Annotated in this window: 12 protein-coding genes; 6 read left to right on the forward strand and 6 right to left on the reverse strand. The window is 44.2% G+C overall.

The features are described from left to right. Positions 1 to 40: 40 nt before the first annotated feature. The 6 genes from FFF34_002335 to FFF34_002360 all read right to left on the reverse strand — a co-directional run bounded on the left by FFF34_002335 (position 41) and on the right by FFF34_002360 (position 8263). Positions 41 to 2725, reverse strand: coding sequence for a Bacterial alpha-L-rhamnosidase (locus FFF34_002335; GenBank protein ID TSD66261.1), 2685 nt, complete (start codon positions 2723 to 2725; stop codon positions 41 to 43). 87 nt (positions 2726 to 2812) lie between these two features. Then, positions 2813 to 3559, reverse strand: a complete 747-nt coding sequence (locus tag FFF34_002340; protein ID TSD66262.1) for a DUF1080 domain-containing protein — start codon at positions 3557 to 3559, stop codon at positions 2813 to 2815. 15 nt (positions 3560 to 3574) lie between these two features. Next, on the reverse strand, positions 3575 to 5299 hold the full coding sequence (locus FFF34_002345) for a GMC family oxidoreductase (GenBank protein TSD66263.1): 1725 nt from the start codon (positions 5297 to 5299) through the stop codon (positions 3575 to 3577). Positions 5300 to 5317: 18 nt separating this feature from the next. Further along, complete coding sequence (locus tag FFF34_002350) at positions 5318 to 6427, reverse strand: hypothetical protein (GenBank protein TSD66264.1); 1110 nt, start codon at positions 6425 to 6427, stop codon at positions 5318 to 5320. Positions 6428 to 6433: 6 nt separating this feature from the next. Further along, complete coding sequence (locus tag FFF34_002355; GenBank protein TSD66265.1) at positions 6434 to 7168, reverse strand: glucosamine-6-phosphate deaminase; 735 nt, start codon at positions 7166 to 7168, stop codon at positions 6434 to 6436. Then, positions 7169 to 8263 carry a Gfo/Idh/MocA family oxidoreductase gene (locus tag FFF34_002360; GenBank protein TSD66266.1) on the reverse strand — a complete coding sequence of 365 codons (1095 nt, stop codon included), beginning with the start codon at positions 8261 to 8263 and terminating at the stop codon, positions 7169 to 7171. A 151-nt stretch (positions 8264 to 8414) separates the two neighbouring features. Here FFF34_002360 and FFF34_002365 point away from each other — a divergent pair, with 151 nt between their 5' ends. The 6 genes from FFF34_002365 to FFF34_002390 all read left to right on the forward strand — a co-directional run bounded on the left by FFF34_002365 (position 8415) and on the right by FFF34_002390 (position 18625). Further along, complete coding sequence (locus tag FFF34_002365) at positions 8415 to 8846, forward strand: MerC domain-containing protein (protein TSD66267.1); 432 nt, start codon at positions 8415 to 8417, stop codon at positions 8844 to 8846. Between the two features lie 15 nt (positions 8847 to 8861). Further along, a complete protein-coding gene (locus tag FFF34_002370) occupies positions 8862 to 9314 on the forward strand; it encodes a transcriptional repressor (protein ID TSD66268.1) in 453 nt (150 codons plus the stop codon). Between the two features lie 239 nt (positions 9315 to 9553). Then, positions 9554 to 10375, forward strand: a complete 822-nt coding sequence (locus tag FFF34_002375; protein ID TSD66269.1) for an N-acetylmuramoyl-L-alanine amidase — start codon at positions 9554 to 9556, stop codon at positions 10373 to 10375. 311 nt (positions 10376 to 10686) lie between these two features. Next, positions 10687 to 11466 (forward strand): DUF475 domain-containing protein, encoded by a 780-nt coding sequence (locus FFF34_002380; GenBank protein ID TSD66270.1) that lies wholly within the window; start codon positions 10687 to 10689, stop codon positions 11464 to 11466. A 17-nt stretch (positions 11467 to 11483) separates the two neighbouring features. Continuing rightward, complete coding sequence (locus FFF34_002385; GenBank protein TSD66271.1) at positions 11484 to 11936, forward strand: phosphatidylglycerophosphatase A; 453 nt, start codon at positions 11484 to 11486, stop codon at positions 11934 to 11936. Between the two features lie 242 nt (positions 11937 to 12178). After that, the gene (locus FFF34_002390) at positions 12179 to 18625 is read left to right on the forward strand and encodes a T9SS type B sorting domain-containing protein (protein TSD66272.1); all 6447 of its coding nucleotides are present in this window, start codon (positions 12179 to 12181) and stop codon (positions 18623 to 18625) included. Positions 18626 to 18658 lie beyond the last annotated feature (33 nt).

Consider the following 18658-nt stretch of genomic DNA (forward strand, 5'->3'; position numbering starts at 1 on the left):
ATGTAAAGCATTGCACTAAATTAACAAATCAGCCGTGGCCCTACTTTATTACAAACTGATAACTGCCGGCAGCAATATGATATATGTTTGGTACTGCCTTGCCGTTTAAATAGGCTTTTTGATTGCCAATTACCGGAAAGTGTATATCAGCGGTAGTATTAGCCGGTATTACAACGGTATATGCTACTGCATTGCCTTCGCGTTTCCAGTTTGATACGATATTGCCAAACGGCCCTTTGTGTGTTGAATTGTACTCGTTTAAGCCGCTTACAAAGTTGGGTTGCAACAATACGTTTTTAAAGCCCGGGTGCTGCTCATCAGGCTTAATGCCGCCTACACCGCTGTACAACCAAGCGCCGATATTACCAAACATAATGTGGTTCATCGAGATGTCGGACTTGGCATCTATCTTCCAATTTTCATATAAGGTAGTGGCTCCGTTTACCATCCACCAGCCCCATGATGGGTAGGTTTCCTGCGAGGCTATTTTGTAAGCAACATCGGGGTAGCCATTATCGCTTAAGGCACCTAAAATGGCCTTGCCGCCTAAAATTCCCACATCAAGGTGAAAGTTATCTGCCTCAACACGCTCCGCTAATCGTTTTGAAATTTTTGCTTTAAAGGCATCAGGCACTAATCCCCAATATAAAGGTACAGCCAACTCGGTTTGCAGGCCCTTGTTGTAATTGCCTGTTTGCTCGTTCAGATATTTGTCATTAAAGGCATTTTTAATTTTGGCTGCCAGTGCGGTGTATTTAGCAGCATCGGCTGTTTTACCCAATATTTTAGCCACTTTGGCAGCTATGGTAACATCCGCAAAATAATACGCGGTAGAGGTTACCTCGACCGGAGAAACCGACTTTACAGGTACCCAGTCACCCAGGCCCCATGTGGTTAAGCCTGTAGGGTATAGGTCGTTAATATGGTTTACGTAACGGGTTATATTCTCGTAATTGTCTTCCAGTATCCTGGTGTCGCCATAAAACAGGTAAACATTCCATGGAATAAGTGCAATGGTGCTTGTCCAGTCGGGCCCGTTACCCCATTCGTAGCCCCAGCCCGCGGTAGGAATAATGGACGGTAATGTACCATTTGGCTGCTGCTCGTCGCGGTGGTCGGCCATCCATTTTTCGTATATGGTGATGCCATCAAAGTTGTATAAGCCGGTTTCGGCGGCTATGTGTGCATCGCCGGTCCAACCATTTTTTTCGCGTTGCGGGCAATCCGTCGGGTAGCCAAAAAGGTTGCTGAGGTACGAGTTATTGGTGGCGTACCATATTTTGTTTATGGTTGTATTTGAGGTGCTCAGCTGCCCAATTGGCGGTACGTCGCTATGCATAAAGTAACCGGTAAGGCTTGCGGCAGATAACGATATCGGCTCGCTACTGGTTACCTCTACATATTGGAAGCCCTTGTAATTAAACTTCGGCATAAAGGTTTCTTCGCCATTGCCACTCAATATAAATATATCCACCTGGAAAGGGTCTTTATCATCGGTAGGGCGATAGTGCAGATCGATATTCGACAGGTCCACATGGCCATCTTTATAAAGCCGCTCGCCGTGTTTCAGGCGAATGATGGTGCCTTCTTTACCGGTGACAGTTATTTTGCTTACGCCTGATATATTACGGCCCAAGTCGAATACATAATCTTTATCATCAAATTTATTTACTGCCTTTGCGGGTATGGTTTCTACATTACGAATGGGGTGCATGGCTTGCGCCACTATGTGTTGCGATGGCGTTGGACGGTTGAAGGCAGGCTTCCATTTTTTGTCGTCGAAGTTGATCGTATTCCATCCCGGTTGCTCCAGGCGGGCGTCGTAATGTTCGGCAGTATAAATATTATTCATTACCACCGGGCTAAAGCTGGTTTTCCAATGCTCGCTGCTGCTAATGGTTTCAAAGGTGCCATCTTCATAGGTTATTCTCAGATCTAAACAAAAAGTAGGGCGGTTACGCCACGATGCCAAGTGAAAATCCCAAACTGCGGTTGATTGGTGGTTATACCAGCCATTGCCAAGCAATACCCCAATGGCATTTTTACCCGCGGCTATATTAGCGGTAACATCGTAAGTTACATATAAGGTGCGCCTGTCAAAACGGGTGTACATAGGGTCTAAACGGTGGTTGCCTATTTTTTCGCCATTAATGTATAATTCATAAAGCCCGGCAGCTGCAATGTATGCCCGCGCCGACTTTACTTTTTTGCCGGTGCCAAATGTAGTGCGGAAATAGGGGGCAGGCTTAACATTGTAGTTCTCCTCGTCGCTTATCCACATACCTTTCCAGTTGGTCATTTTCATTACACCCATTTCAAAGCTGCTAACGCCCGATACTGATGCCTTTTTGCTATCTTTATCCCAAACAACAACCTGCCAAAAGTATTTAGTATAGGCCTGCAGCGGCTTGCCCTGGTAAACTGCCAATGCATTAGCCGATAGTATTTTATTAGTATACCAGCTGTTACCCTTACCACTGCTAACTTCGGCCGAATCGGTTCCCACAATTAGCTGGTAAGCGGTTTGTTTGGCGCCTTGCCTATCATCAGCCAGCATCCATGTTAAGCGAGGGTGTGTTACATCCAGCCCTAAGGGGTTCTCTAAATATTCGGTACGTAAGTTAACAGGCTTTGCATTATTAGTCGCAAAGCCGCTTGATGTAAAGAGTATTGTTAAACTAAAAAGCAAGTTATATATAAGTCGGTTAGGGTAGTTGTTTTTCATGCTGCGCTAATATCGAAAATTGTTGACAGGGCACAAACAAAAAAGGAGGATAACGATCCTCCTTTTTTGTTTGTTTAAGCATTTATGCTATAACTTTTTTATCTCCACATTCCTGAACCAAACATCGGCACCGTGATCCTGAAGCGCTATACGGCCTTTTTTAAAGGTCCCAAAGTCTGGCCACTCTTTAAATTTGCTACCGGCTACCAGTTTTTTCCAATTATCATCCCATAAGGTGGTTGATAATACATGCTCGTTGTTAACCAATATTTCCAGCTTGCCATTATTGGCAATCACTTCTGTTTTATTCCATTCGCCGGCCGGTTTTACTACATCTTTTGAAATCGACATCAAATCGTAAAGGTCTCCTGCGCGGTGTTTGATGAGTTTGCCATCCTCATTCTCTTTATTGTCGGCAACCTGGGTTTCGGGGCCTGTCCACCAGCAATACTGGTATTTAGGGTCTTCCTTTACATAAAACAAAATGCCGCTATTCCCTGCCCTTGATATTTTCCACTCCACCTTCAGGTCAAAGTTTTCGTATTCGTCATTTGTTACAATATCGCCGCCATCGGCAGTTTGCCAATCGCCTTTATGCGATGCATCTAAGTGTAATACACCATTTTCCATTTTCCAGGCTTTGCCTATGGTGGTTTTGCCGTAAGTATGCCAGCCATTAGTGGTTTTGCCATCAAATAGGGGGGTAAATCCTTCGGCAACGGTATCTTTAGCAATGGCAACGGTATCAATATCTGTTGCGGTGCTTTTTGTTTTTGCCGAATCACAGCTACTTAAAGCTATGCCGGCAAACAGTATCAGACTTAGTTTTTTCATTTTTTTGGTGATATATTACAAATTACCTTTTTTTATCTCATTAACCGCATAAGTAGCAGCCCTTGCTGTAAGCGCCATGTATAATATAGATGGGCTTTGGTTGCCGGTGCTGGTCATACAGGCGCCATCAGTTACAAATACGTTTTTACAATGGTGCAGTTGGTTCCATTCGTTTAACATTGATGTTTTGGGATCTTTACCCATGCGTACACCACCCATTTCATGTATATCTAACCCCGGCGACTGTTTATTGTTGTACGGTTTGATGTTTTTACAACCTGCCTTCTCCAGCATATCAGCGCTTTGTGTTAAAAAATCTTTGATCATCCGCTCATCATTATCATGATACTCTACCGATGTAACCAGTAGCGGTATACCCCATTGGTCTTTCTCAGTATCGCTAAGGCGCACATGGTTGCTTTCTACAGGTACGGTTTCGCCTTGCAGGTACATAAAAACATGCCAGCCGCCCGGTTCGCTTAGGTTGTCTTTGTATTCGGCACCCACTTGCCCTTCTTCAGTTTCGGCAGGGTGCTGGTCGCGATAGGCATTAACAAAAGTGGTATAACCACCAAAAAAGTCGGTATCCTGCTTGTGCAGGTTGCGGTAATTTACCAATATTAAATCGGTAGGGTTGCGGCCATAATAGTATTTATCTAAAAAGCCATCGTGCGTAGCCGTTATAGATGCCCTGTAGTTATGGAACGCGATGTATTTACCTAATATACCGCTATCGTTACCCAGGCCGTTTGGGAAACGTTTTGATTTTGAGTTAAGCAGTATCAGGTTAGTATTAAGCGCCGACGCATTCATGAATATCACTTTAGCGTGATACTCAATTACTTCTTTAGTATTGGCATCTATCACCCTAACGCCGCTGGCTTTGCCCAGTTTTTCATCATAAATAACCGAGTGTACTACCGAATGCGGCCTGATGGTTAAATTACCGGTTTTTTTAGCCCATGGCAGGGTAGAGCTTACCGAACTAAAGTAGCCGCCAAACGGACAACCGCGCATACACATATTACGTGCCTGGCACTTGCCCCGGCCCTGATCTAAATGTATCTGCTTTGGTTCGGTTAAGTGGGCCCAGCGTGCGTGTACCAAATGCCTGTCGGTATAATTTTTTTGAAGCGATTCTTTAAGGTGAACTAAAGGGGCGTTCATCTCAAACGGTGGTAAAAATTCGCCGTCGGGCATGGCCTCAAGGCCGTCTTTATTGCCGCATATGCCTATGAATTTCTCTACGTGCGAGTACCATGGGGCCACATCCTGATAGCCTATGGGCCATTCTATACCATAACCAAAACGCTTTGGCGCGGTAAATTCAAACTCGCTCCAGCGTTGGGTGGCACGCCCCCATGTTAACGATTTGCCGCCCACCTGGTAACCACGTATCCAGTCAAAAGGCTTCTCCTGCACGTAGGGGTGGTCTTTATCTTTTATAAAAAAGTGATCGCAATCGTCGCCAAACCCGGCGGCTTTGGTAATCAGCGGGTTTTCTTTGTAAAACGCCTCGCTCATGCGTGCACGATATTTAAAGCCCCATGGCGGTGTAGTGGCAGTTGGGTAGTCTTTAATATGTTCAACATCCCGGCCACGCTCTAAAACAAGTGTTTTTAGGCCTTGTTCGCACAATTCTTTGGCAGCCCAGCCGCCGCTGATACCCGAACCTATTACAATAGCATCAAAAGTATTCGGGGCTGTATTGCCCGAATTATCAGTAGTATTTAATGACATGAAGTTTAATAATTGGTGTTATAAAGATGCAACTATTAATTCGGAAATGTAAACCGAAAGGGTTGTAATATCGGGGCTTTGGCCGCTTTTTATGTAACAATTTGCTGTTGTATTAGCCAGTATTAACGACTGCAGCGTATTAAGCCCTAGCATTTGTGCTATACAATATCCCGCGTTAAAGTTGTCGCCTGCACCTGTAGATATTTTGGGGTCGCTAATAAAAGCAGGTTGGTGACTGTAAATACCATTTGCATCCCACGCCAGTGAGGTTTGGGAGGAATGAATAATAAGCGCATTTAAGCCTAAATCAACATATAGTTGGTTGCCTATAGTTGGTAAATCATCAGACGCGGCTTGGTTTATTAGGTATTTATAAAGGATATTCGCCTCGTTGCGGTTAAGGCTTAATGTAACATGGCCGTATTTGCTAAACTGCTGTAATAGTTTAATAGCTGATAAAATAGTGTCTTTGCTACGTTTAGAGCAATCGGACAGGTCGAAAAAGAATTGTTTGGGTGGATAGGGGTTATTGCTGAATATATCATTTAAAAGCCCCTGCCAAATGTTATTGGAGTGATCCAACTCGCTCCAGTTTACCAGGCAAACCAGGTCGGTACCCGTAAATATATCCTTTAACATATTTAACCCAATGCTGCTTGTAATGGTGCCCCAGTCAGCTTTATTCAGGTCGGTCATTTGGGCCAGCATTATTTTACCGTCGGCAAACTCAATAGCATTGGTAAAACCCGGGTTGGTGAAGCTATACAATGTACAACAGGGGTGCATATCTGCAAAGGCAGGGGCAATGCCGGGTACACCAAAAGCGCCTACACAATTAACCTTGCTGCCCATTTGTGCCATCGCATTGGCCATAATGGGCATATTACCACCCAGCTTTTGCATCAACTCCTCGCTCTCTAAACTAAACCCCGAGCCGCTTTTGGCAGTTATGTAATTGCCAAATTCAGCTATGGTTTTAAAGAAAACAGCACCTTTATCCGTTTTATAGTTAACCACCTTAACAATGGCATCTATAAAACCATCAAAGCCGGCAGCTACTTTTTTGGTAGCCAACAGGCTATCTGCATTTTGCAGGCACTTCTGTATTTGCTTAAGCTGGTCTGTCATATTGCATTATGAAGCATGCTCCAACTCCGAGGCGGCGTCTTTATCTAACAGGATGATAGCCCCCGGGATGGTTTGTAGTATAGACGCAGGCACTTCGGTTGTAACACTACCTTGCAGGCTTTCGGCTATAATCGGCGCTTTTTTAGGCCCCGATGCTATTAAAACCGCTGTTTTTGCTTCTGTTAGGTGTTTTAAACCAAGCGTAATACCTTCGGTTAGTTTAGTTTCTGTGGTAAAGTATTTTTGGCCTACCTGTACGGTTATAGGGTCTAACTCCGAGCGGTGGGCATAAAGGTTAAATGGCGTTCCCGGCTCGTTAAGGCCTAAATGGCCGTTCATGCCTATGCCTACTATCATCATATCTAAACCGCCTTTGCTGCTTATAAAGGCATTCATCTTTTCGCATTCCGCATCAAGGTCGGCCGCTTTGGCATCAAACAGGGTGATGTTTTTTGGTAAAGTGTTAAGCTTGCCAAAAAAATGTGTTTTTAAATAGTATTTACAGCTGCCAACGTCGTTTTCATCCATACCAACCCATTCATCCAGGCCAATAAAAAAGCATTGGCTAAGGTCTGTTTTACCTTCATTGGCGTATTGCACTAGGTAATTCAGCATTCCGGTAGGCGAGTCGCCCGAAGGAAAGCACAGTACCGAATCGGGTTTTTTGGCTACCTGGTCGATCACCATTTGAGCTGCCGCTGCCGACATCTCGTCGTAAGTTTGATGTATAGATATTTTCATTTAACTGATTTGTTTAGTGTTAAGCCATAAGTCGACAGGTTTAGCAACTTTGGCGCTGTAGGGCAGGGCTATCTTTTTGCCGGCACCTGCCGATGCGTAAGCTGCGTATATGATTTCGAGCACCGCACGGCCGTCCTCGCCGGTTACCAGCGGGGTTTTGTTTTCGCGAACGCACTCTATAAAGTGCTTAAGCTCATGCGGATAGCCCTGGTTAAAGGCTTCCTCGAATATGGTGAAGCTCCATCCTGCAGAAGTATCGGCTTTTTCCATGGCGTAGCCATAGCCGTCGCGACTATAAGTAAGCGCCGAATTACCTTGAAAAAGGTCGGCGTATACTACTCCACCGGTACCGTATATCTCGCATCGGTCGTCCATACCGCCGTGTTTGGCCCAGCTGCTTTCGGCAACGCAGGTAACACCGTTCTCAAACTCTACTATCACCACCGCATTGTCTTCGCCTTGGGTGCGCCCCTGGTGTAAAACGGTACTCATGGTGGCGTAAACGTCCTTTACCTTAGCATGATCCAGCATCCAGCGGAACCAGCCGAGGGCATGACAACCCATATCCATAATTACCCCACCGCCGGCCAGGTTAATGTCGTAAAACCAGTCTGTATGCGGCCCTGAGTGCTTTTCGGCCTGTTTTAACATATACACATCGCCTACGGCACCCTCTTTAACTAACTGGCGCGCACGCTCGTATTTAGGCGCAAAGCACAGCTCCTCGGCGTACATCAGCTTAACATTGTTTTGCTTGCATACGGCTATCATTTCGTCGGCTTCCTCTAAGGTAACGGCCAGTGGTTTTTCAATAATAATGTGTTTTTTGGCATTGGCGGCTTTTATACAGGTGCTGGCGTGCAGGTAGTTAGGTACACAAATATCTATTACCTCGCAGTCGGTTTGGGCCAAAAGCTGGTCTACATCGCTGAACCACTGGGAAATATGGTATTTATCGGCAAATGCCTTTGCCTTATCAATATTACGGGCATATACGGCCACTACCTCTACCTCGGGTACAAAGCGGTGGTACGATTCGAGGTGAATATCGGATATATAGCCTGCGCCAAGTATGGCTACTTTGGTTTTGGTCATTGGTGTGAGATTGTATTTTTAGTATGATAGTTGGTGGCTAAAAATACAATAAAATGTAAAACTTAGCGGGTGATGATGCCCAATTTTTAATAAGACATTCCCATGATGGTTTTAAATGTAACAATGTTGCATTTACTTGTATATTTGCACTATGATACCTTCTAAAAAAGCCGTTAAGTGGGATAGCATAGGCATGACAGCATCAACCCTGTGTGCTATACATTGTGCCGCTGTGCCCATTTTTTTCACCAGTTTGCCGCTTTTGGGGTTAGAGTTTTTAGCTAACCCGTGGGTAGAGTGGATAATGATCATACTGGCGCTGGTGGTAGGTTTATCATCAATAGTTACCTCGTATTTTAGGGTACACCATAAGGTATTACCTTTAGCCATGCTGATAGCGGGATTTTTGACCATTATTATAGGCCACTTATTCATTACCGGCTGGATAGAGGCCATTGTGGTGCCTGCAGGCGGATTAATGATAGCCACTGCACACTTTATCAATTATAAATATGCAGGTACCTGCCGGGCAGGCGATAGTTTTTTTCACGTAAAGCACTCGCACGACGGGCATACACATTAAACTGATTAAACAAAAATGGCACATAGCAAGCATAATTACCACTTTGAGGACCTGCTGGATAAGCATCAGCTTAAAAAAACACCACCACGCTTAAGGGTGTTATCTATGATGTACTCAAAAAATACCGCCACATCGCAACCCGACCTGGAGAGCCTGATGCACGATATTGACCGGGTTACCCTGTACCGTATACTAAATGTGTTTGAAGAAAAGGGCATCATCCATAAGGTGTTTGACCTAAATGGTACGGCCAATTATGCCATTTGCCAGGCCGACTGCGAGGCTAACCACCACCACGACGAGCACCTGCATTTTAACTGTACGGCTTGTGAAAACGTTTACTGCCTTAACGATTTAAGCATGCCTCATTTAACTATGCCGCAAGGCTTTAAAGCTGATGGTTTTACTATATATGCAAGGGGTATATGCCCAAAATGTAATAAAAAGGCGACGGCAGCCAAAGTTTAAATGCAACTAAATTGCTTTTTGTTTAGCTATAGGTACATTACACACCCCGCTATAAATTTTTCCATTTTTTTGCGTTTTTTTGTTTTCGCCCGCATAAAAATTACGCGAAATTGCTTGGTAGGGTACTAACTAATATAACATAATTAATCTATTATTAATTAAATCAGTCTATAAAAATTAGCAGGATGATATATCATATCGGGCAAAATTACGTTTCAAGAATTTTCGTTAATATATAAATGGATCCAAAATATTTTAAGCTGTTATTTTTAAGCTGCACCCTTTCACTATATTGTTTACTGTGCTCGTTTACGCCGGCGGTTGATACGGTTAAAAACCCCGGCTTCACCATTAAAAACATCATTATAGATGCAGGGCATGGCGGCAAGGATGGTGGCGCGCACGGCGCATACTCTGCCGAAAAGAATGTAACCCTTGCCATAGCCCAAAAACTACAGGCAGCTATACAAAGCCAGATAAAGGACGTAAGCACGGTAATGACCCGTACCGACGATACCTTTATAGAGTTAAACCGCCGGTCGGCTATTGCTAATCAAAATAAGGGCAACCTGTTCATATCTATACATTGTAACTCATCTGCCGAGGGTAATGCCTACCGGGCGCACAAGCAAAGCGGGGTTATGCTGCTGGTGTATGGTTTGCACAGGGTGAAAGAGCAATTGGAGGCCATGCGCGAGAACGCGTCTATCTTTCAGGAAAAAGACTATAAAGAAAACTACGAGGCCTATGACGATGCCGACCCGTCGAACGTGATCATACTGAACGCCTTTACCCAAAAGTACCGTAAGCAAAGCATCCTGTTTGGCGAACACCTTAACCGGGAATTTACCGAAACAGACGGCCGCGAAACATTAGGCGTAAGAGAGCAGGGGCTTTACGTATTGGCTAATAGCGCCATGCCCGCCGTTTTAATAGAAACAGGCTTTATCAACAACCCCGAAGAGGAAGATTTTTTAAACTCCGAAGCAGGGCAGCAGCAAATTGTACAATCCATCATTAGGGCAATACAAAGTTACAGGGTGGCAATAAGTGTGCAGTAGTTGATTGGCAGTTGGTTTTAGCATGTCATTTCGAACGACGGAATAGGAGAAATCCTGTTTGATATGCAAAGTTCACCACCTGTCACTCGAACAAGATTTCTCCCTATGGTCGAAATGACAAGGTGTAAAATAGGTTGTCATTTCGAACGACAGAGGAGGAGAAATCCTGTTCATCATGCAAAGCCCGCAACCTGTCATTCGAACAAGATTTCTCCCTGCGGTCGAAATGACACGGTGTCAAATTGGGTGTCAAATAAACCGGCTACAGGTTAATTACTTATATTTTCTTAAAAAGGCATACATTAGGGGCAATGGATATTTTACACACCCTGCTGGGCGACGATATTAAGGCCGGTTTACTTATCATACTGAATTTGATAGTGATAGAGAGCCTTTTATCGGTAGATAATGCTGCCGTGCTGGCTACTATGGTGCTCGATCTGCCGCCCAAAGAGCGCAAGCGCGCGCTGCGGTATGGCATCATAGGCGCTTATGTGCTGCGTGGGGTGTGCCTGTTGCTGGCATCGTGGCTGGTAAAAATATGGTGGTTAAAACCCTTGGGCGGTTTTTACCTGATGTACCTGGCTATTAACTACTTTGTAATAAAGGCTAAAAATAACAATGCGCACGAGGGTGAACAGGTAGATAAAAAGAAAAGCAAATTTTACCAGTGGACAGTAGGCACCATAGGTACTTTTTGGGCAACAGTAGCCCTGGTAGAGCTGATGGACCTTGCCTTTTCGATAGATAACGTATTTGCCGCCGTTGCCTTTACCGATCATATATTTTTAATTTACACCGGTGTATTTATAGGTATACTGGCTATGCGTTTTGTAGCCCAGGCCTTTGTAAAGCTGATGGAGAAGTTTACCTTTTTAGAAGGGGTTGCTTTTGTGGTGATAGGCGTGCTGGGCTTCAAATTAAGCGCATCGTTATATACCCACTTTTACGAGGGTACGCCATTTGCTAATTTATTGGATAGTGAAAAAACAGATATGGCCGTATCGGTATTTACCGTAGCCGTATTTATTATCCCGGTATTAACATCCTTGTTATTTAATTTCCCTAAAAAGCACAAGTCTAAAAGCTAATACGGCAATCAATCATCATGAATAAACTCATCGCATCCATTTTTGGTATTGGTTACATAAAGGGTGGGGGCACGTTGGCCGCCATAGTTACCTGCCTGGGTTTATATTTGCTTTGGCTGTTACCCGGTATGCAAAACCCGCTGTATTTGCCCATTATAACCATAATAATTACCCTGTTAGGTATTTACGTTGGCAACCAGGTAGAGGCCGCATGGGGTAAAGATAGCTATCGTGTGGTGATAGACGAGGTTGCCGGTATGCTGGTTACTATGCTTTTTATCCCCACAGGTAACCTGTATTATTTGCTGGCTGGGCTCGTGCTGTTCAGGTTTTTTGATATTGTAAAACCCCTGTATATCCGCAAAATGGAAGCCCTTCCGGCGGGTACAGGTGTTATGATGGATGATATATTGGCCGGTGTATACGCTAATATTATATTACAGATAATAGTACATTTTACTAAAGTGTAGTAAGCTATTTAAGTATTAAATATCTGTAGATCTGCATTTCACTCCTCGTCTGTTTAAAATAGCTTAATTCTGAGTTAACTGATTCACTGCTTGTTACAAAATTATTTATTAACGATAGTGGCGTAATATTTTCGCTGATTATTTTTAATAAGCATAGCTGATATAAATATTAGATTTATATTTATACTGTTTCCCAACTGCCCCTGATTAATTTAAACTAATTATTAAACTCAAATTTTCCGATGGAAAAACTTTACCCTTTTGGTTTTATTGGCCATGCTGCATTTTTGCTATTTGCCGGGCGTAAAAAGCAATTTGCACGTACCACCGTGCTTAGCGTAATTGCCGTTTTTTGTTTAGCACCTGCATCATTTGCCGTTAAAGGCAAAAATACAGCGCCTGCTTTTGCACCTACCCAATCGCAAACCATTACTTTTGCCGCACCGGCTGCAAAAACATATGGCAATGCCGATTTTTTATTGGGTGCTACGGCGTCATCCAAACTAGCAGTTAGTTATACCAGCAGCAATACGGCTATAGCTACCATTGTAAGCGGTAAAGTGCATATTATTAAGGCGGGTACTGTAACCATTACAGCTACACAGGCAGGTAATACCACCTTTAAACCTGCGCCAGCGGTAGCCCGTACGTTAACAATTAACAAAGCGGCGCTAAGCATAATTGCCGATAACAAAACAAAAATATATGGCGCGCCAATGCCTGTGCTTACCGCCACCTATTTTGGTTTTGTAAATGGCGATGATAAAAACGACCTTACCACGCTGCCCAAATTAAGCACAACAATAACCGCCACCTCGCATGTAATAACCAGTGCGCCCATTAGTATAAGCGGCGCTGTAGCTGCTAACTATAACATTACCTATAAACAAGGTGTAATTGCGGTAACCCCGGCTAACTTAACCATAACTGCCGATGGTAAAACAAAGGTTTATGGCGCGGCATTACCGGCTTTAACGGTAACATACAATGGTTTTGTAAACGGTGATAAAGATATAGCTACAAAGCCTAAACTTTTTACCAACGTAACAGCGGCATCGCATGTGGTAGGCAGTTACTTTATTGCCCCAAGCGGCGCAGCCGATCCTGATTATTTAATTACCTATGTTAATGGTAAATTTACTATAACCCCTGCTTTTTTAACCGTTACCGCCGATAACAAAACAAAAGTTTACGGCACCGCAAACCCTGTGTTAACTGCAATTTACACCGGGTTTGTTAATGGCGATAACCAGGATGTGCTAACCAAAAGGCCGACCCTTTCTACTACGGCGACAACATCATCGCATGTAAACACCGGGTATCTGATCACTGCCACAGGTGCTTCTGATGAAGATTACAGCTTTATTTATAAAGCCGGTTTATTATCAATAACGCCTGCCAAGCTGGTAATTGATGCTGACGATAAATCAAAAACAGTAGGCGCTGCAAACCCTGCATTAACCGTAACCTACACGGGATTTGTAAACGGCGACAACAGCCTTACTACACAGCCAAACATAAAAACTACCGCTACCACCACATCAGCGGTAGGTACTTATCCGATAACAGCAAGCGACGCGTTTGATACCGACTATACCATTACTTATACGGCGGGTGTATTAACGGTAAAGGCACTGCCGTTCGCGTTTCCTGATATCCCGCCGGTAACCTATGGCGTTGCCGATTTTTTGCCTGGAGCAACCAGTGGCTCGCCTATCACTTATTCATCAAGCAACCCCGATGTCGCTTCTATAACCGAGGCTAAGAAGATACACGTAAGCCATGCCGGAACCGTAAACATAACGGCAAAAAGCGGCGATAAAACATTGATCCAAACCTTAGTTATAAACAAGGCGCTTATTACCGTTACCGGTGGTAATGCCACCAATGTATATGGTGCAAATTTAACACCGTTCCCAACCATTACGTACACGGGTTTTGTTAACGGCGAAACAAGGGAAAATATTGGCGCGGCAAAAATTACAGTGCCTATAAATGCCACATCGCCGGTAGGTACTTATCCTTATACACCTTTTGATGCATCATCATCAAACTATACATTTAAATATGTAGCGGGTGCCTATACTGTAACTAAGGCACCGTTAAATATATCGGTAGGTAGTTTAACTATTGTAAAAGGTAGCACTATACCCACCATCGCCTTTAATTATGATGGGTTCAGGAATGATGATAATGCCGATGATCTATCGCAAAAGCCAAAAGCTACTTATAGCTTTACATCTTCATCGCCGGCCGGCATATATGATATTACAGTAAGTGGGGCCTTAGCCACAAACTATAGCATTACCTATACCAAAGGCACCATGACAATTACCAACCCTATTCTGGTGCCGGTAATTACTTATGGTGCGCAGGGCGTGTTTACTTTAGGCACGCCGGGTACAATTGCGGCGCCAACGGTAACCGTAGCCACTATACCGGCTGTTGCCAAAACAGTAACCACTATAGCCGGTACGGGTAGCGCAGGTTCTGCCAACGGAACAGGTACAGCAGCCAGTTTTAACTTTCAATATCAAAACATGATGGCGGTTGATAAAAACGGTAACATGTATATAGCCGACCAGGGTAACTACCGCATACGTAAAATGACATCGGCAGGTGTGGTAACCAATTTTGTAGGCAATGGTACAGACGGCGACATTAACGCTACAGGCACAGCTGCCAGTATTGGCTTTATATATGGCATGGTTACCGATAACGACGGCAACCTGTACGTATCAGACTACGAACACTATAAGATCAAAAAAATAACCCCTGCGGGTGTGGTAACTACCTTAGCAGGCAGCGGTGTACAGGGTACAACAGATGGTACCGGCAGCGCGGCAAGCTTTTTTTACACTACCGATTTAACCATTGACGCTTCGGGCAACCTGTTTACGCTTGATCATAATTACAACACAGGTGTTGGTATCATCAGAAGAATAACTAAGGCAGGCGTCGTAACCACGTATTTTACCGACGCCCTTTTAAGCAATACCGAAAACCTTGTTGTTGATAAGGCAGGCAATTTTTACACATCAGGATACGATTACGTTATTCAAAAGATTCAGCCGGATGGAATAATTAAAAACTTTGTTGGCGATGGCACAAACGGCACTACAGACGGTACCGGTGTTGCCGCAAAGATTACTATTAGCCAGGGCGGTATGGACATTGATAAGTACGGCGATATTTACTTTACCGATTTAGGTGCACACGCCATACGCCGTATAACCCCGGCAGGTGTGGTAACCACTGTAGTGGGCACAGGTGCAATAGGCTCAACAGATGGTACGCTTAATATAGCTACTCTTGATACTCCTGTAGATGTAGTTTTTGATGTTTTAGGTAACATGTACATAGCCGACGGGCTAAAGCAAACCATTCGCGCTGTTAACGCGGGCGGTTTTATCATATTACCAAAACTGCCTGCCGGTTTGGTATTTAATTCGGCTACGGGGGCGGTTAGCGGTACACCGCAGGCCACCACGGGCGGCGCTTTATTTAAAGTTACAGGCTTTGGTGCTGATGCTTACGGTACTGCTACTTTAAGCCTAAAGATCAATAACATAGCCGCACCCGGTATATCTTACCCGGAAAGCAGCTATACGGTTAAAGAAGGCGAAAGCGCATCGGGTATAGTGCCAACTATTACCGGCCAGGCCTTTAACGGCGATAATTCGTTTCAAAATGTGGCAAGCATATTTGCCGGTACCGGTGCCAAAGGTAAAAACGATGGAGCGGGCAACCTGGCCATATTTAACTATGCAAACGGTAAGGCAGCGGCAGACCGTAGCGGTAATGTTTTTGTAGCCGACCAACTGAATAATTGCATTCGTAAGGTAGACCGTAACGGCTTTGTAAGTACGTTTGCGGGCTCGGCAACAGGCGAGGCTGGTTTTGCCGACGGTTCAGGTAATTCGGCGCTATTTAACGCCCCTACAGGTATTGCGGTAGATTTGAGTGGAAACGTTTATGTGGCCGATACAAAAAACAACCGTATACGTAAAATTACATCTAATGGCGTGGTGACCACACTGGCCGGTAATGGTACAGCAGTAAACAGTTCAGATGGGCCGGTATCGGCGGCTACTTTTGCCAGCCCGAGAATAATTACTATTGATAACAGCAGCTCGCTGTATATTGTTGACCCGGTAGTGGGTAGTATAAGGCAGTTTTCTACATCCGGCGCAGGCTCCGTATCAACCCGCGTAACCAGTAATGATATTAAAGTAGTAACTGCAATTGCTGTTGACCCGTTGGGTAACATCTTTACGGCAGGGAGCGATAACGTTATCCGTAAAATAACAGTAGTTAATGCTGTGGGCACGTTTGCCGGGTCAAAAAATCAGGCGGGCTATGTTGATGGGCTTAGCGGCGGGGCACGGTTTAATAAACCGGTAGGTATAACTGTTGACGCCAACTATAATGTTTTTGTAGCTGATTCGGCCAACAACCGTATACGGATGATCACTTCCGGTGGGCAGGCAAGTACTTACGCCGGCAACGGCACTGCCGAAACAGGTAGTGGTGTAGCAACAAGCGCGGCATTTAATGGCCCAATGGCTGTTACCAACTACAACGGTAACGTTTATGTGTTAGATAAAAGCACTACCGTGCGCAAGATCGCACAGTCGGGCCTTAGCATACAGCCTTCACTATCTGCAGGTTTAAGCTTTAATTATTATACAGGTGTTATATCGGGTACGCCAACATCGGTAACTAATAATTACTACACAGTTACTGCATACAACGCGGGTGGTACCAGTGTAACAAATGTTAGTATAACAACCACCAACTCGTCTGCCGATACTGCCCGTATATACACCATAGCAGGTACAGGTACCAAAGGTACATCGGGAGATGGCGGTGCGGCAATAGCTGCGGATATAAGTTCCCCATACGCTATGGCTAAAGACGAAAGTGGTAATATTTATTTTACTACCGACAATAATCAAATACGTAAGATAGATTACATCACTAAAAAAATAAGCACCGTAGCAGGTACCGGCGAAAGCGGTTTTGATGGCGACGGCGGCCCGGCAACAGGCGCTAAATTTAATTTGGGCCTTACTGCTTTAGCCTTTGATATTAACGGCAATCTTTATGTAAGCGATAATAATAATAACCGCATACGTAGGATAGACAGCGAAACTCAAGTGGTAACAACCGTTGTAGGTACAGGCGTAGGCGGCCTTTCGGCAGATGGTACAAGCGCCGACGTGGCGACAATATCAGGTCCGACAGGTTTAGCGTTCGATTTGGCGGGAGCGCTGTACTTTTCAGACTCGAATAACGCCCTTATACGCAAGGTAGACGCTGAAACGAAGTTAATTACCACTATAGCAGGTGGTGGTAATAGCACAGCAGATGGTACAAACGCCTTGCAATACAAGTTAAGCTATGTAGAAAGGTTTGTAATTGACCATAACAACAATATCATTATTGCCGACGAAGACGGAGCAAAAGTATTAAAGCTGAACGCAGAGACTAATACCATATCGCGAATTGCAGGTACTGGCAAGTATGATTACAGCGGTGATGGCGGCCTGGCAACAAGCGCGGCATTGCGCGGCCCAATGGGTATAGCCATAGATGCTGAAAACAATATTTACATAACCGATCAGCCTGTGAGTGTTATACGTAAAATAGACCACGAAACAGGTATGATAAGCACTGTAAGCGGCCTGGGCTATGGTGAATACAGCGGCGATGGCGGCTATGCAACAGAAGCAGGTATTAACTTTATTACCGATATATTGGTGGATAATTTTGGCCATATATTGGTTGACGATTACAGCAACAACCGTATACGCAGGATAGGCGGCGATAAAGATAAAGCGGTAACCAATATCACTTTTGCCGAGATACCTGCCAAAACATACGGCGATGCAGATTTTTCGCCGGAGGTTAATAATGATTCGGGTTTACCAATGGTGCTTAGGAGCAGCAACGAAAACGTAGCTACTGTAGCCGATGGTATTATACATGTTGTAGGCGCGGGTACTACTACTATTACAGTAACTGCAACCGGTGATGATAATGCAACCGGTGCAGTGGCAAGCCAATTACTAACGGTGAATAAAGCAACTATTACGGCTAAAACGTTCAATGCGAAAAGGATGCCAGATCAGCAAAACCCAGTATTTTTTATATCGTATTCAGGTTTTGTAAATGACGAGAGTGAATTTGTTTTTATCACCGCCCCTGTTGCAACTACTGATGCTCTACTACATTCCCCTGCGGGTCAATACACTATAACAGCAAGCGGTGGAGAGGCAGATAATTACGATTTTATATATGAACCAAGCATATTAACAATAGAGTCGGCAGATATGAATGATGAGTCATCAATTAAGCCTCTATCTCTTAGTAAACCGATTGACAATGTCTTAGACCAATCAATTGATCCTAAGGTAAGCGGGGCACTTTCGCCAAATGGCGATGGCATAAACGATGTATTAACCATAGCCAACATACAAAATTACCCGCAAAATAAATTGATGCTGGTAAACCGCAATGGCGATAAGGTATTTGAATTAGACGGTTACGATAACAACAGTAAAGTATTTGACGGGCACTCTAACCTTACCCGCAAATTGCTGGCATCGGGTACTTATTTTTACACTTTAGCGTATAAGCAAAAGGGTATTGTTAAGCATAAAACAGGTTACGTACTTATCAAATAATAATACTTAATAACCAAAGCAGGGGTATAAAAA

The sequence above is a fragment of the Inquilinus sp. KBS0705 genome (assembly GCA_005938025.2).
Classification (GTDB): Bacteria; Bacteroidota; Bacteroidia; order Sphingobacteriales; family Sphingobacteriaceae; genus Mucilaginibacter.

Bases quoted from the DNA above. Each gene is read 5' to 3' on its own strand.
- FFF34_002370 (TSD66268.1), top strand. From the start codon at position 8,862: ATGGCACATAGCAAGCATAATTACCACTTTGAGGACCTGCTGGATAAG.
- FFF34_002380 (TSD66270.1), top strand. From the start codon at position 10,687: ATGGATATTTTACACACCCTGCTGGGCGACGATATTAAGGCCGGTTTA.
- FFF34_002355 (TSD66265.1), bottom strand. From the start codon at position 7,168: ATGAAAATATCTATACATCAAACTTACGACGAGATGTCGGCAGCGGCA.
- FFF34_002360 (TSD66266.1), bottom strand. From the start codon at position 8,263: ATGACCAAAACCAAAGTAGCCATACTTGGCGCAGGCTATATATCCGAT.
- FFF34_002365 (TSD66267.1), top strand. From the start codon at position 8,415: ATGATACCTTCTAAAAAAGCCGTTAAGTGGGATAGCATAGGCATGACA.
- FFF34_002375 (TSD66269.1), top strand. From the start codon at position 9,554: ATGGATCCAAAATATTTTAAGCTGTTATTTTTAAGCTGCACCCTTTCA.
- FFF34_002385 (TSD66271.1), top strand. From the start codon at position 11,484: ATGAATAAACTCATCGCATCCATTTTTGGTATTGGTTACATAAAGGGT.
- FFF34_002340 (TSD66262.1), bottom strand. From the start codon at position 3,559: ATGAAAAAACTAAGTCTGATACTGTTTGCCGGCATAGCTTTAAGTAGC.
- FFF34_002390 (TSD66272.1), top strand. From the start codon at position 12,179: ATGGAAAAACTTTACCCTTTTGGTTTTATTGGCCATGCTGCATTTTTG.
- FFF34_002345 (TSD66263.1), bottom strand. From the start codon at position 5,299: ATGTCATTAAATACTACTGATAATTCGGGCAATACAGCCCCGAATACT.
- FFF34_002335 (TSD66261.1), bottom strand. From the start codon at position 2,725: ATGAAAAACAACTACCCTAACCGACTTATATATAACTTGCTTTTTAGT.
- FFF34_002350 (TSD66264.1), bottom strand. From the start codon at position 6,427: ATGACAGACCAGCTTAAGCAAATACAGAAGTGCCTGCAAAATGCAGAT.